This is a genomic window from Paraburkholderia sp. (assembly GCF_034668105.1).
Classification (GTDB): Bacteria; Pseudomonadota; Gammaproteobacteria; order Burkholderiales; family Burkholderiaceae; genus Paraburkholderia.
Genome location: NZ_JAXDPY010000572.1, coordinates 1 through 13,877, shown reverse-complemented (window position 1 = coordinate 13,877; position 13,877 = coordinate 1). Strand labels below are relative to the sequence as shown.

At 60.6% G+C, this 13,877-nt stretch carries 14 protein-coding genes; 11 read left to right on the top strand and 3 right to left on the bottom strand.

Annotated elements, in window-relative coordinates:
• Window positions 1-294, top strand: a 294-nt coding sequence (locus QOC89_RS25430) for a hypothetical protein (protein ID WP_323047543.1), incomplete at its 5' end; no start/stop codon positions are given.
• A 122-nt stretch (window positions 295-416) separates the two neighbouring features.
• Here the strand turns inward: QOC89_RS25430 and QOC89_RS25425 are convergent.
• Both QOC89_RS25425 and QOC89_RS25420 read right to left on the bottom strand, forming a co-directional pair.
• Window positions 417-686 carry a hypothetical protein gene (locus QOC89_RS25425; protein WP_323047542.1) on the bottom strand — a complete coding sequence of 90 codons (270 nt, stop codon included), beginning with the start codon at window positions 684-686 and terminating at the stop codon, window positions 417-419.
• A gap of 442 nt (window positions 687-1,128) precedes the next feature.
• On the bottom strand, window positions 1,129-2,343 hold the full coding sequence (locus tag QOC89_RS25420; protein WP_323047541.1) for a hypothetical protein: 1,215 nt from the start codon (window positions 2,341-2,343) through the stop codon (window positions 1,129-1,131).
• 744 nt (window positions 2,344-3,087) lie between these two features.
• On the opposite strand from QOC89_RS25420, the gene QOC89_RS25415 reads away from it, so the two are divergent.
• From QOC89_RS25415 to QOC89_RS25405, 3 genes are all read left to right on the top strand, one after another.
• Window positions 3,088-4,434 (top strand): porin, encoded by a 1,347-nt coding sequence (locus tag QOC89_RS25415; RefSeq protein ID WP_323047540.1) that lies wholly within the window; start codon window positions 3,088-3,090, stop codon window positions 4,432-4,434.
• 492 nt (window positions 4,435-4,926) lie between these two features.
• Window positions 4,927-5,355, top strand: a complete 429-nt coding sequence (locus QOC89_RS25410) for a hypothetical protein (RefSeq protein WP_323047539.1) — start codon at window positions 4,927-4,929, stop codon at window positions 5,353-5,355.
• Window positions 5,356-5,397: 42 nt separating this feature from the next.
• Window positions 5,398-6,570, top strand: a complete 1,173-nt coding sequence (locus QOC89_RS25405) for a porin (protein WP_323047538.1) — start codon at window positions 5,398-5,400, stop codon at window positions 6,568-6,570.
• A gap of 108 nt (window positions 6,571-6,678) precedes the next feature.
• Here the strand turns inward: QOC89_RS25405 and QOC89_RS25400 are convergent, their stop codons facing one another.
• A complete protein-coding gene (locus QOC89_RS25400) occupies window positions 6,679-7,584 on the bottom strand; it encodes a LysR substrate-binding domain-containing protein (protein WP_323047537.1) in 906 nt (301 codons plus the stop codon).
• A gap of 197 nt (window positions 7,585-7,781) precedes the next feature.
• Between QOC89_RS25400 and QOC89_RS25395 the strand changes: the two genes are divergently transcribed.
• The 7 genes from QOC89_RS25395 to QOC89_RS25365 form a co-directional block, all read left to right on the top strand.
• Window positions 7,782-8,822 (top strand): ABC transporter substrate-binding protein, encoded by a 1,041-nt coding sequence (locus QOC89_RS25395; RefSeq protein ID WP_323047536.1) that lies wholly within the window; start codon window positions 7,782-7,784, stop codon window positions 8,820-8,822.
• A gap of 11 nt (window positions 8,823-8,833) precedes the next feature.
• Window positions 8,834-9,904 carry an ABC transporter ATP-binding protein gene (locus tag QOC89_RS25390; RefSeq protein ID WP_323047535.1) on the top strand — a complete coding sequence of 357 codons (1,071 nt, stop codon included), beginning with the start codon at window positions 8,834-8,836 and terminating at the stop codon, window positions 9,902-9,904.
• A complete protein-coding gene (locus QOC89_RS25385) occupies window positions 9,897-10,817 on the top strand; it encodes an ABC transporter permease (RefSeq protein WP_323047534.1) in 921 nt (306 codons plus the stop codon). Before QOC89_RS25390 ends, QOC89_RS25385 begins: the two co-directional genes overlap by 8 nt.
• 4 nt (window positions 10,818-10,821) lie before the next feature.
• Window positions 10,822-11,616, top strand: coding sequence for an ABC transporter permease (locus QOC89_RS25380; protein ID WP_323047533.1), 795 nt, complete (start codon window positions 10,822-10,824; stop codon window positions 11,614-11,616).
• A gap of 8 nt (window positions 11,617-11,624) precedes the next feature.
• Window positions 11,625-12,752, top strand: a complete 1,128-nt coding sequence (locus tag QOC89_RS25375) for an FAD-dependent oxidoreductase (RefSeq protein ID WP_323047532.1) — start codon at window positions 11,625-11,627, stop codon at window positions 12,750-12,752.
• Window positions 12,742-13,107, top strand: coding sequence for a (2Fe-2S)-binding protein (locus tag QOC89_RS25370; protein ID WP_323047531.1), 366 nt, complete (start codon window positions 12,742-12,744; stop codon window positions 13,105-13,107). Before QOC89_RS25375 ends, QOC89_RS25370 begins: the two co-directional genes overlap by 11 nt.
• Window positions 13,097-13,877: FAD-dependent oxidoreductase (locus QOC89_RS25365; protein WP_323047530.1), on the top strand; the 781-nt coding region annotated here is incomplete at its 3' end. The genes QOC89_RS25370 and QOC89_RS25365, both read left to right, overlap by 11 nt.

Sequence of the window (13,877 nt, the reverse complement as noted above, 5' to 3'; positions counted from 1 at the left end):
CGCCCTTGTCGGGGCTTCCCGGATCTGTGCGGTCTATCGCAAGGCGTACACATCCTAAGTGGCAGTGATCTCGAGAATATTCTCATTGATCCACGCCACCGCCCATTTGTTCGAGAACGCAATGGCTTCAGCCTCAGTGGCGAAGTCTGGAAGGTGGATAGCCGCGAAGATCTCGATCTGTTCATCGATGCCGGGCTGGACCCGAAAAATCCGCGCTTGCGCAAAAAAACGCCCGACGCAGAACGTGGGAACGCTGCCGACCCGGAAGCTACCGTTGGGGAGTCGCATCGTTGATTTCCATTGAGTGGGTAGCCGTAGCTTTGGCTCCGTTTCTCTGCCGCCAGCAATATCCAGGAGCACCCATTGAGGCCAACGGCAGCAGTTATAGACGTCCAGCGGAGACTGGCCGGCCACGCTCATGGGCTGATGAATTTGAAGGCGACTACTGCCGATGCGGCGTCCGGTTTGCCTCGACGTTCCAGATCCTCTGCAAGCAGCTTCTGAAAGAGTGTTTCTTGTCGCTCTCCGTACAATTCGCGAAATTCGGCAAGAACTTCAGCGATAGCTCTATTCCGGGTGTCCGTAGTCAGGGTGCTGCTGATGTATGAACAACCTCGTGCCAGTTCGAGCACGTAGGCTGCGCGAGCATTCGCCATGGCGGCGCCACCTGTTTTTCCCCTGGGCATCAGGTCTCTCTATTTTTTTGTGCTCACGCACTGATTGCCGAGCCTATGGCTGGGCTGAGTTGCGATGAGCGACGCATGACAGGGCCGAACCAATTTACCGTGGGATACTGAAGAAAAACTTAAGATCAGGGAAAACCCGATGCACAGTGGCATAGGACGCGTGGCCGGGGTCAATCCGGTTTCGCGATTGCCGAACGACCGCAACGGGTCGGTCACGCCGAACGCCATCCGGCAAGAATCGGCCAAAAGTGAGCCTTTGTAGGACGCGCCTGCGAACGACCGTTCCAGCTACGATGAAAGGCGCTCCTCACCGGTGCTCCAGACCCGTAACCTATCGGATCGTGGAGCGTCGGTGGGAGCGCCCATTCAATCATTGTTGAAACGTGTTGTGGCAATCGTCATCCGACCCGGCCCGTCAGACTATGGAACCCATACCGGAAGACTAGCGGGTTGAGAACACCGAGATGCCGCCGTTGGGAAATCCTGTCGCACCGGGCTGGAACGGCACATACACTTGCCCAAGTGTGCTGTCGATGGCGACAGAATGCGCCCCTGTGCCCACCGGAATCTTAAAGAGCAACTGCCGTGAGGTGCCATCGATTACGCCCATCTGCGGGCTAAATCCTGACGCGGCAGCGGTGCCGCTCGTGACGTAGTGCCGCGCCGGCAGAAAGTAGCGGTTGGAAGCCGGATCGTAGTTGGCCTGGTCCACCCCGCCAAAGGGCAGAGTCGCTCGAATTGCGCCGCTCGCACGATCGAGGATCAGCGTGATGAGCGGATCGCCGGCCGGTGGATCGCATGCTACGAGCACGTCGTTATTCGGGCCAAGCACGATTCCCGCAGGTGCGCATTTCCCTAGCGGAAACGCTTTGCTGACAGAAGGACTTCCCGCCACTACAGAACTGGCGGTAATAACGTCGAGCTCGCCATCGGGATTGGCAGAGGTCCCGTCATTGTTGATCAAAAAGCTCTTCGAGGCAGGATCATATGTGCACGCTTCGAGCCCGGACGAACCGTTGAACGGAAGCTTTATCACCGCCTTTTGTGTCAGCGTGGAAATGAACGTGACGAACGGCGGCGAGTCTCCGGGGCTCGCAAACATCACGAGATGATCGTCAGGATCGTAGCAGCCCTCGTCGACGCGGGACCCGGAATTGCTGATGGCGATTGTGTTGACCGTCTTTTGTGCAGCCGTATCGATCACCTTAACTGAGTCGACATCGCCGACATAGATCGTATTCGTGCCGGTAATGCCTACTATTCCGTCAGGACCGGACTCATTTGTGGTGGCGCCTGCACCGACGAATGGCCCCGGGATCTGTGCGATCAACGTGTTCGATTTGGTGTCCACGACATCGACCGTTTTGTTATTACGGTCGGTAAGGAAGTACTTGCCGGCCTCGACGTAGCCGATGTCGAAACTGAATGGTGGGCTCGAAGCATTGGGCACGGCGATGTTCGTCAGTAGCTTTGGCGGTGTTGGTGCACTCACGTTATCTCCCCCTCCGCAGGCGGCCAATGCGGTCGCAGTGAGCAACATCAAGGTCATCATGCGCTTTTCCATCGATTTGTCTCCTTTCTGTTTATTGGCCTGACCGCCGGTCCATGGATTGACCTGAGTGTTGAAATTATCCGACTCCTGGCGGATGACGATCAACGGATGATTTCTTAAGGAATCTTAAGAAATGGCCATCTGAAGAAACAACCACGTTCGCATGGATGCGCGTGCGCAGCACATGGACTGTGGCTATGGACTGGCTGTCCGGCTTACACAATGGCGGCGCGATGGAGAATCGGAAAGTAAAACTTATTTATGGGTTGCATTACGTGGACGCTATACCCGTAATGAGTCTGAAACCTCCGTGGGCGCCGTGGCGACATGCCGGGCCGCGATTTTCGCGCTGCAGATTTTGCCGGCTCTGCGCGACGTGGCGAAGTGCAGTGAGCCACGCATGGCAGGTCACAAGGCGATCGTCTGCTGCCTGTCGATATGCGGACCTTCGTAAGCGGTGGTCGAAGGGCCGCGACGGGTCCGCGTGCTGCCGATCGCGATTTTGCGAAGTTCGGGCTGCGCTGCAACCTGGAGGGGGCAGTGACCGGCCATCTACGGTCATTCGCCCGCAGATGATTGCGGACGTCCGAGCGTCGGTTGTCCAGCTCACAACTTACGAGCAGTTCGGCAAACGTAGACCGACAGCAGGACTCCGATGCGCGCCTCGCCCGCGCGCGCCCTGTCCGCGAGTATTCGCCAGACGCGACCGTTCTACCGGCACGCGCCGCACATAGCACGTCTCCGCTTGTGGCGCGTAGCAGGCGTGTCACTGCAGAGACACAAATTTTGAAACGCTGTCTTCCGTGTTTGCGCGCGGATTGTCACCACCATAATCCTTGCGCCAGTTTCATGAAAACCGGTTTAACCTCGCACCGCCTCGGTGCGAGAGACGAATACAAGACTGAGGATGACAAGATAACTATGAACAAGAGACACATTTGCGGCGTGATTCTCGCATTGCTTGCCGGATCAGCCCACGCCGATGACATCAATGGCGACGGCGTCACGCTGTACGGAATACTCGACGTTGCTGTCGGGACCGTAGAACACAGTGCGAATGGGACTTCGCAGGGGGGAATCACCGTCAACCCCGAAAAAGTGCCGACGGCCTACCCGCATTCCGTCACGGGTATGTTCAACGGGGGTATTTCGGATCCCCGCTGGGGGATTCGTGGTAACGAAAACCTGGGTGGCGGGCTGCACGCTTTCTTCGACCTGGAATCAGGCTTCAATCTGCCGTCCGGCCAAATCAACAACGGGGCCGCTGCCATTGCCGGTGCGAACAATACGACCAGTGGGGCATCGGCGCTCGACGGGCAGCTGTTCGACCGGGGCGCGTTCGTCGGACTTCGGGATGATACCTACGGCAGTCTGGCGTTCGGGCGAACGACTACGCTCGGCTACGATACGCTCTTGAGTTACGATCCGTTGTCCTTCGCGGCGATGTTTTCTCCGTTGGGGTACTCGGGCTCGTATTCGGCCGGCGGCATCACCGAAGGCTCGCGTACTGACAACAACCTCAAGTACACAAACAAGATCGGCGATTTCAAGATCGGTCTTTCATATAGCTTCGGCGGTGTGGCCGGCAACTTTGGCGACGGCTCTACATTCGGTGCGGATCTCGGCTACGAAGCGCATCAACTGGCCGTTGATGCGGGCTACTACTACGCCCGCGATATCGCGCATTCGGGGGCGCTGGTGGGGGTGAATCCGGTGGGCAGTCCGCTAATCGGCAACAATGTCGGTACGGTGACGCTCAACAACGACGAGGACTTGTACCTTCTGGCGAAGTATTCGTTCGGCGCACTCACAGTCAAGGGAGGCTATGAGCGTTACGAGCTCAAGCCGCCAACCGACCCTGCTGCTGCCGGTGCAACGACTGATTACTATGGATTCCAAGGCTCCCTTGTGAACACGGTCAACGCCTCCAAAACCAACCTGTATTTTTTCGGTGGCGACTACAAAATTACGCCGCAACTTGATATTGCCACCGGTTTCTACGATACGCAGCTCATGCAGAGTGCACACGTTGCGGGTGGCAACCAGCTCGAATACTCGGTGCTGCTTGACTACAACATAAGCAAACGTACCGACGTCTACGCCGGATACATGTTCTCGAAGTTCAACGGCTCCGAGTTTGCCGGCTACGAGCCGACCAATTACGTTGCGGCAGCTGGCATCCGCACGTTCTTCTGAGTGTTCCAGGGGCGGGGCCCTGGCGTGACAAAGGGCGCCGCCACATTTCCGTTTCGACGCGCACGATGTCAGGCTGTCGAGCCACAGCTCCGCTTAGCCCTGGGCCGAATCAGATGCGGCGCGCCAGGCATGTGCGTGCCTACCCTCATCTCGGGCGTTAGCGCGGCGTGTAGCCGTCAGTCGCAGATCATTTGTCCATCTCGCGACCGCGTGCGCGTTCGTCACTACGGCACGTCCGACTGTTCGGGCCGTGCACTGCCGTTAGATCAAAGCTCGGCTCCCCCGAACCGTTCATCCGTTGTTGTCAGCAGAGCAACATATGGTGGCCGTGGGCTTGTTGACGGACGGACGACCGTTGCGGCCGAGGACGCGCCGGCCGCAGCCGACGAAGGGATAGCCGTTGTGCACTCGAAACCTGCCGTTCACCGGACGAGGCATGCAACGACAGAGATGGGTCGCGTACTGCCGATCGTCATCAGGCAGCGCCGAGCCATGAACGATCCTTCGCAGTCGCATGGCGAATGTCTGCTGATGAGCGACGAGTCGGCATTTGGCGAAGCGATGGCCATCGACAACTCGTCGGACGCGAGCCGGCTTCAATTTCAAGCGCTGACAGCGGTAGCTCAGATTTCGATAGCCATTCTGGCCCATGACACCTTCCGCTGGAACAAGCGGTCCCTCGAAACCAGTCCCGTTTGTAATCGTAGCTCTAATTTCAAATGTCGCGGATTTGCGACAGGAGACGGTGCAATAGAGCGCCATTTCTTCCGCGTCTGGTCGCGTCCACGTGCGTCCCTTCTGTTTCTCAATCGATTGCTAAACATTCATGACACTTTGTTCAGGTTTCTGAAACGGTGTCTTGCAGTCGTTGCGCACCGGCGAAATCCTATACTCCGCACGTTTTTGCAGTGGCGATCATGAATCGCCTGTTAGGAAACGACTTACGTTATCGGGGTATCTGAAATGAAGTTGAAGAATCTGGCCATTGCGTCCGCTATGCTTTTGACAGGGGCAGCACATGCGCAAAGCAGCGTGACGCTTTACGGCATCATCGACACGAGCGTGGTCTATGCGAACAACGCGAAGACTAGCACCGGCCAGGGTGCCAGCCAATTTCTGCTGACCTCTGGAAGCCTGAGTACCTCGCGTTGGGGCTTGCGCGGTAACGAGGATCTCGGCGGCGGGCTGCATGCCGTGTTCGACCTGGAGAACGGCTTCACGGTGAATAATGGCGCGTTCAAAAATTCAACCGCCGCGCAAACGGACCTGTTCGGCCGCCAGGCGTGGGTGGGTCTCAGTTCCAACCAGTACGGAACGCTTACGCTGGGCCGTCAATACGATTTCATCGTCGACTATGTGGCACCGAATAGCGCGACCGGATCGGGTTTCGGCGGCAATCTTGCCTCCCACCCGTACGACAATGACAACCTGGACAACGACTTGCGTCTGAACAATTCGGTGAAGTTCAGCAGCGTCTCGTACGGCGGCTTCAAGGCCGGCGCGATGTATGCGTTCTCCAATATGGCAGGCGAGGGCGGGGACAACAACGCATACAGCCTGGGCGCCAACTATTCCAACGGTCCGCTCAATATTGGGGCCGCGTATCTTCGACTCAACCGTAACGCGGCATCGCCGAACGCGGCAGGCGCATCGAGCATAAACGACGGCGACCAGCTGACGGGGGGCGGCGATCAACAAATCTGGGCCGCCAGTGCTCAGTACAAGTTCGGCGACAAGTCTTCCGTCGGCCTGGTATACAGCCATTCCGTTACCTACGACATCAGCTCGCTGTTCGGCGCCACCATCTCGGGCCAGTCGATGAAATTCGACAACTTCGAGATCAACGGTCGCTATTTCGTGCGGCCCGATTTCAGCCTCGGTGCGTCCTACACCTACACCATGGGTGCGTTTTCGGGCGGATCAACCGGACCGGCGGCCGACCCGCATTGGAACAATTTTGTGGCTCAGGCCGATTACCAGTTTTCGCCTCGCACCGACGTGTACGCGCAAGCGGTCTATCAGCTCGTTGGCGGGGGCAATGGCAACCCCATATTTAACGCTGGCGTCTACGGCATGACGCAGTCTTCGACCAACAAGCAGTTCGTCGCGGCGATCGGCTTGCGTCACCGGTTTTAAATGCTGAACTCGAGCTGTACCTCGTAACACGCCATACGATTTGAAGGACGCCGCCAGGCGTCTTTCAAATTCCGGTGATGAGCGCGCGTGGGCTTACCGCCGTAGCCACTACAGCATGGCATCTTTCGGCAACTGCGCGTGCGCGAACGCGCGTACGTGCTTCACAAACTTCCTCACCAGCAACGAAGGCGGCCGTTGCGACGGCAACAGCACAGAGAAGTCCGTTCCAATCGCCGGTTCGAATCGCCGAAACACCACGTCCGTGCCGCGATATTCCAACGCGGCAACCGGATCGATGATCGCGATCCCCATTCCCGCCGCCACGAACGAGCAGATGCCCGCGGACGTCTGCGTCTCCACCATCAGCTTGCGCTCGATGCCATGCGACGCAAACAGTGCATCGATCTCATAGCGCGATTGCAAACCGCGCCAGTGCGACACGAACGGTTCGTTGCGCAGATCGTCGGGCACCAGCGTCGTTTTTGCGGCGAGCGGATGGGCGGCCGGCACCGCGCAGACCATGCGCGTCGACATCAATAGCTCGCCGTGCGCACTCGGCGTACTCAACGCGAGAATCACGAATCCCACGTCACAACGATGTTCGACCACCATGTCGAGCACGGTGCGCGACGCATGCGACGCGAGCGAGATCTCCACGCCCGTATGCAACGCACTGAATGCGGCGATCGCGCGAGGCAAAAACGACAGCGCCAGCGCCGGCGCACTCGCGATCTGCAACATGCCGCGCTGCGACGCGCGAATCTCCAATGCCGCGCGCTCGATGCGCTCCACGCCAACCAGCGAACGCTGCACCTCCTCGTGCAACGCGAACGCTTCCGGCGTGGGTTGCAGACGGCCGTGCGCGCGGTCGAACAGCGCAAACCCGGTGTTCTCTTCCAGGTCGCTGATCAACCGGGTCACCGCGGGCTGAGAGACGTGCAGCATCTCCGCGGCCCGCGTGACGGTGCGGCAGACCATGACGGCATTGAACGCTTCCAACTGACGGATCTTCATGAAGGGCGGCCGCGCAAAAATGTATAAGGGAATGTTATACAAAACAGAAAAAATTCGATTTCACACTGCATTTTTTTCTCACTAAGCTGGCTTCACTGCTGGATTCGTAGCGTATTCGCGACACGGCAGAGCGATAACCTGGTGATATCCCTGATTCAGTTCCGTGCGCTATGAGCGCTGGTGAGGAGAAACAAAGAATGGCTACACGTTTAAGGTGGTTGCTGGGTGCCGTGGGTGGTTTCGCTGCCGCTTGCGCTTTGCCCGCGCTCGCCGCGCCGACGCTGTATCTCGGCTCGTACGGCGGTTCCACGCAGGATCTGTTCGAGAAGAAAATCATCCCGGCGTTCGAAGCCAATCACGACGTGAAGATCGTCTACGTGCCCGGCAACTCGACCGACACGCTCGCGAAACTGCAGGCCCAAAAATCGAAGGAAGAACTCGACGTCGTGCTGCTGGACGACGGCCCGATGTATCAGGCCACGCAGTTCGGGTTCTGCGACAAGCTGCAGGACGCGCCGGTCTACAAGGACCTGTACGACATCGGCAAGATGAATGCGAATGCGACGTCGGTGGGTGTGGTCGCCACCGGTCTCGTCTACAACACGGACGCGTTCAGGAAGGCAGGCCTGCCCAAGCCGGATTCGTGGGAAGTGCTCACCGACAAACGCCTGCGTCAGAAGATCGCGATTCCGCCGATCAACAACACCTACGGTCTGCAAACGCTGCTCACCTACGCGCGCCTGCGCAACGGCAGCGATCACAACATCGGTCCGGGTATGACCGCGCTGGCGAAGGAGGTCGGCCCGAACGTGCTGGCGTGGGAGCCGTCGCCGGGCAAGATGACGGAGATGTTCCAGGACGGCGACATCACGCTGGCCGTGTGGGGCAGCGGCCGCGTCGCGGCGCTCAAGGCAACCGGCTTCCCGGTCGAATTCGTCTATCCGAAAGAGGGCTCCCCGGCGATGTTCACCGCGGTATGCCCGGTCGTGCATAGCGATGTCGCCGCGCTCTCGCAGCAGTTCATCCAGTTCCTGCTGTCGCCGCAAGTGCAGGCCTGGCTTGCCGAAGGACAAGGCTGGGGTCCTGTCAACAAGAACACCAAGCTGACGCCGCAGGTTGCCGCGACCGTGCCGTACACGCAGGAGCAGATCGGACGGCTGGTGAAGACCGACTGGACCTTCGTCAACGAGAAGCGCTCTGACTGGACCAATCGCTGGAATCGCACTGTCGAACGGTAAGGCATAACACCATGAGCTTCCTCACCCTGGACGGCCTCGGCAAGGCCTACGGCGAATTCAACGCGGTCGACAGTATCAGCCTGTCGATCGAACGCGGCGAATTTGTCTCGCTGCTCGGCCCTTCAGGCTGCGGCAAGACCACGACGCTGCAGATGGTCGCGGGCTTCGTCGATCCCACGCGTGGCCGCATTCTGCTGAACGGTGCGGATATCACGGGTGAGCGGCCGGAAAAGCGCGGCATGGGCATCGTGTTCCAGAGCTACGCGCTGTTTCCGCATATGACGGTCGGCAACAATGTCGGTTTCGGTCTCGACATGCGCAACGTGACGCGCGGCGAACGCGCCGCGCGCATTGCCGAAGTGCTGGACATGGTGCGCCTCACTGGCCTCGACAAGCGCTATCCGCGTGAGTTGTCCGGCGGGCAACGGCAACGCGTCGCGATTGCCCGCGCGCTGGTCATCCGTCCACAGGTGCTGCTGCTCGACGAACCCATGTCGAATCTCGACGCGAAGTTGCGCGAAGACATGCACGTCGAATTGCGGGCTATCCAGAAGAAGCTCGGCATCACGACGATCCTCGTCACGCACGATCAGGTCGAAGCGATGACGATGAGTGACCGCATCGCGGTGATGCATGGCGGCCGTATCGTGCAGACGGGTTCGCCGTTCGATGCGTACGAACAGCCGGAGTCGGTGTTCGCTTCCGGTTTTCTCGGCAAGACCAATGCGTTGCGCGGCACCGTCGAGCAGATGAACGACCGGTGCGCGGTCGTGCGGGTGGGCGCCAGCGTGATGAAGGTGCCGCATGGCGGCCGCCGCTTCGAGGGCGACGTGCAACTGTATGTGCGGCCCGAACGCGTGACGCTCACCGATTCATGCGCAGCGGAAGCGACGCTGCAAGGCTGCGTCAGCACGTGTCTGTTCCTCGGCAACCACTGGATGTTGCAAATCGACACGCCGCTCGGTACCGTGCGCTCCAGCCTGCCGAATCTCGGCACCACGCCGCCGCGCGAAGGCGAGACGGTGGGCGTGCATTGGTCCGAGGACGCAGTGCGCATTCTCGCGGAGAACGCACATGGCTGATTCCTCGCCGTCCCCGCTGCCGGTCCCGGCTCAGGCCGCACCGCGTTCTAACGCAGAGCGGGCGAACGCCGCGCCCTGGCTGCTAGCCGGCCCCGCCTTGCTGCTGTTCTGCGGCTTGCTGCTGATCCCGTTGCTGCTGACGGCCGTGCTGTCCTTCCACGCATTCGACGGCACGCAAGGCGTATTGCCGACCTTCACGCTGTCGAACTATGTGGAAGTGTTGAGCGACGGCTACTACCACGAGATCTTTCTGCGCACGGGCGGCATGGCGCTCGCCGTAACGCTGCTGTGCATCGTGCTCGGCGTGCCGGAGACGATCATCCTCGCGCGGATGAAGAGCCCGTGGCGTTCGATTTTCCTGATCGTGATTCTCGGTCCGCTGCTGATTTCGGTGGTGGTCCGCACGCTCGGCTGGGCGATTCTGCTCGGCAATAACGGCTTACTCAACGATGCCTTGCAGGCGCTCGGCATGACCAGCGAACCGATCAAGCTGGTGTTCACGATGACGGGTGTGATCATTGGCCTGACGCATGTGCTGGTGCCATTCATGGTCATCGCCGTGTGGGCCACGTTGCAAAAGCTCGATCCGCAAGTGGAACACGCCGCGCGGTCGTTGGGCGCGCAACCGTTCGCGGTGTTTCGCCGCGTGGTGCTGCCGCAATTGCTGCCCGGTGTGCTGTCCGGTTCGATCATCGTGTTCGCGCTGGCGGCTTCCGCGTTCGCCACGCCCGCGCTGCTCGGCGGACGCCGTCTGAAAGTCGCGGCCACCGCCGCCTACGACGAATTCCTCAATACGCTGAACTGGCCGCTTGGCGCGACCATCGCGGTGCTGTTGCTGGTCGCGAATATCGTCATCATTCTCGGCTGCAATCGCTGGATCGAGCGGCGCTTCCGCGCGGTTTTCGAAGGCTGACGTCATGCGCAAAAACAACTGGCTCGCGCTGTGTTATCACACGCTTTTCGTGCTCTTTATCGTGGCACCGCTGCTGGTGGTGATCGCCGTGTCGTTCACCGACAAGGGCTACATCTCGATGCCCACCACGGGCTTGTCGCTGCGCTGGTTCCGCGCGATCGCCGACGCGCCGCAGATCGTCGACGCGTTCTGGCTGTCGCTGCGTCTGGGCCTCGCCTCGGCGAGCGTAGCGGTACTCTTCGCCGTGCCGAGCGCGCTGGCGTTGACGCGCTATCGCTTTCCGGGCCGCGGTGCACTGTCGGCGTTCTTCCTGTCGCCGCTGATGATTCCGAATGTGGTGCTCGGCGTCGCCTTCCTGCGGTTCTTCACCACGGCAGGCATGTCCGGTTCGTTCTTCTGGCTGACGCTCACGCACGTCACGGTTATCTTCCCTTATGCGCTGCGTTTGACACTGGCCGCTGCCACCGGACTCGACCGCGATGCTGAACGCGCAGCGCTCTCGCTTGGCGCAAAACGCTTCACCACTTTCCGTCGCGTGGTCCTGCCGATGATACTGCCCGGCGTTGCGGCCGGCTGGCTGCTCGCCTTCATCCAGAGCTTCGACGAATTGACGATGACCGTGTTCGTCGCAACGCCCGGCACTACGACGCTGCCGGTCGCGATGTACAACCAGATCGCGCAAACCATCGATCCAATGGTGGCTTCGGTCTCGACCGTCATGATCGTCGGCACCGCCATTCTGATGGTGGTGATGGACCGCATTGTCGGCCTCGATCGCGTCCTGATCGGTAAAAACTGAACGACATGATGAACTCTTCCGATGTACTCGTGATCGGCGGCGGCCTGGTGGGAACCGCCGTCGCCTATGGTCTCGCCCGCGAGGGACTGAAAGTCGGCGTGCTTGACGAAGGCGACGACGCCTTCCGTGCCTCGCGCGGCAATTTCGGCCTGGTGTGGGTGCAGGGCAAGGGCTACGGCATGTCGCCGTACGCCACATGGACGCGCGGTTCGGCGACGCGCTGGCCCATGCTGCGCGAGTCGCTGCTCGACGAGACCGATATCGACGTGCAATTGCAGCAACCCGGTGGCTTCCATTTCTGCTTCAGCGAAACGGAGTGGCAGGAACGCGCCGCGCGTTTGCAAGCGATACGCGACGATCTGAACGGTGACTATCCGTTCGAGATGATCCGCCACGCCGAATTGAAACGCCGTTTGCCCGCAATCGGCCCCTTGGTGATCGGTGCGAGCTATTCGCCGATGGACGGTCATGCGAATCCGCTCAAACTGCTGCGTGCGCTGCATACCGCGTGCGGCAAGCGTGGCGTGACGATGACCTCGGGCGTGCGCGCGCAGCGGATCGAGCGCGACGGCAGCGGTTTCGTCGTCGAAGCAGGAGGGCTGCGATTTCATGCGGGACGTGTCGTGCTTGCCGCTGGACTCGGCAACCGGGTGCTCGCCCGGCAGGTCGGCATTCATGCGCCGGTCGCGCCGAATCGCGGGCAGATACTGATTGCCGAGCGCGTTGCGCATTTCCTCGATTTCCCCACCACCTACGTACGGCAAACGGATGAAGGCACCGTGCAGATCGGCGACTCGATGGAAGACGTCGGTTTCAACGACGGCGTCACCGCCGACGTGGTCAGCCATATCGCATGGCGCGGCATGCGCAGCTTCCCCGCGTTGGGCGAAGTGAAGCTGGTCCGCGCCTGGGGCGCTTTGCGCGTGATGAGCCCCGACGGCTTTCCGATTTATCAGCAATCGGCCAGTTGCCCGGGCGCGTACGTCGTGACTTGCCATAGCGGCGTCACGTTGGCCGCCGCGCATGCACTGCGCGTCGCACCGTGGATCGCGAATGACCTCGCGCCTGCGGGCATCGAACATTTCTCCGGTGAGCGCTTCTTGCAGACTGACAAGGTATTCACACATGGGCACTGACAGTCTTTTCAAAGTGTTGCCCGCGGACACACCGGGCAACGCTATAAGCAGCGGCACCGTCACGGTCACCTTCGACGGCAAAGCGCTACGTGTACCGGAAGGCGCAAGCGTTGCAGCGGCTTTGCTCGCCGCGGGCGTTGAACGGTTTCGCACGACGCCGGTAAGCGGCGCGCCACGCGCGCCGTATTGCATGATGGGTGTGTGCTTCGAATGTCTCGTCGAAATCGACGGCGTAGCGAACCGCCAGAGTTGTCTGGTACCGGTTACCGAAGGCATGGCGATTCGCTCGCAACTCGGCATGCGCGAATTGAACGACTTCATTACGTTGGCAGGAGGCACCTGCGATGAACGCTAATCAGGTAGACCTGGTGATCGTCGGTGCGGGGCCGGCCGGCATGGCGGCGGCGAGCGTCGCGGCGCAACGCGGCTTGAGCGTCACCGTACTCGACGAGCAGGCCGCGCCCGGTGGGCAAATCTATCGCGCGATTACGCAGACCAACGCGCGACGCCTGAACATTCTCGGTCCGGACTATGCCGCGGGCGGTGAGCTGGCGCGCGCCTTCGCCGCGAGCGGTGCAAAGCACGAGCGCGGCGCATCGGTGTGGCAGGTGACGGCCGAACGCAGCGTCGATTACGTGCAGGACGGCGTGGTGAAGTCTCTGCAAGGTCGCTCGATCCTGTTGTGCAGCGGCGCGATGGAGCGGCCGTTTCCGATTTCCGGCTGGACCCTGCCCGGCGTGCTGACTGCCGGCGCCGCGCAGATCCTGCTGAAGAGTGCGGAAGTGGTGCCGTCGCAGCCGGTCGTGCTCGCGGGTTGCGGACCGTTACTCTATCTGCTCGGCTGGCAGTATCTCCGTGCGGGCGTACCGATCCGCGCGCTTGTCGATACCACCGCGAGTGCCGACTATCGCCGTGCGCTCACCCATCTGGGCGGCGCCTTGAAGGGATGGCGGCAACTCGCGAAAGGCCTGAAGCTGATGCGCGCATTGAAAAGCGCCGGTGTGCCGTTTCATCAGGGTGCGACAAATCTCGCCCTCGAAGGGACGGACGCGCTTGCCGCGATCCGCTTCACCATCGACGGTAACGCGCAACGCATTCCGACTGACGTCGTGCTGCTGCATCAAG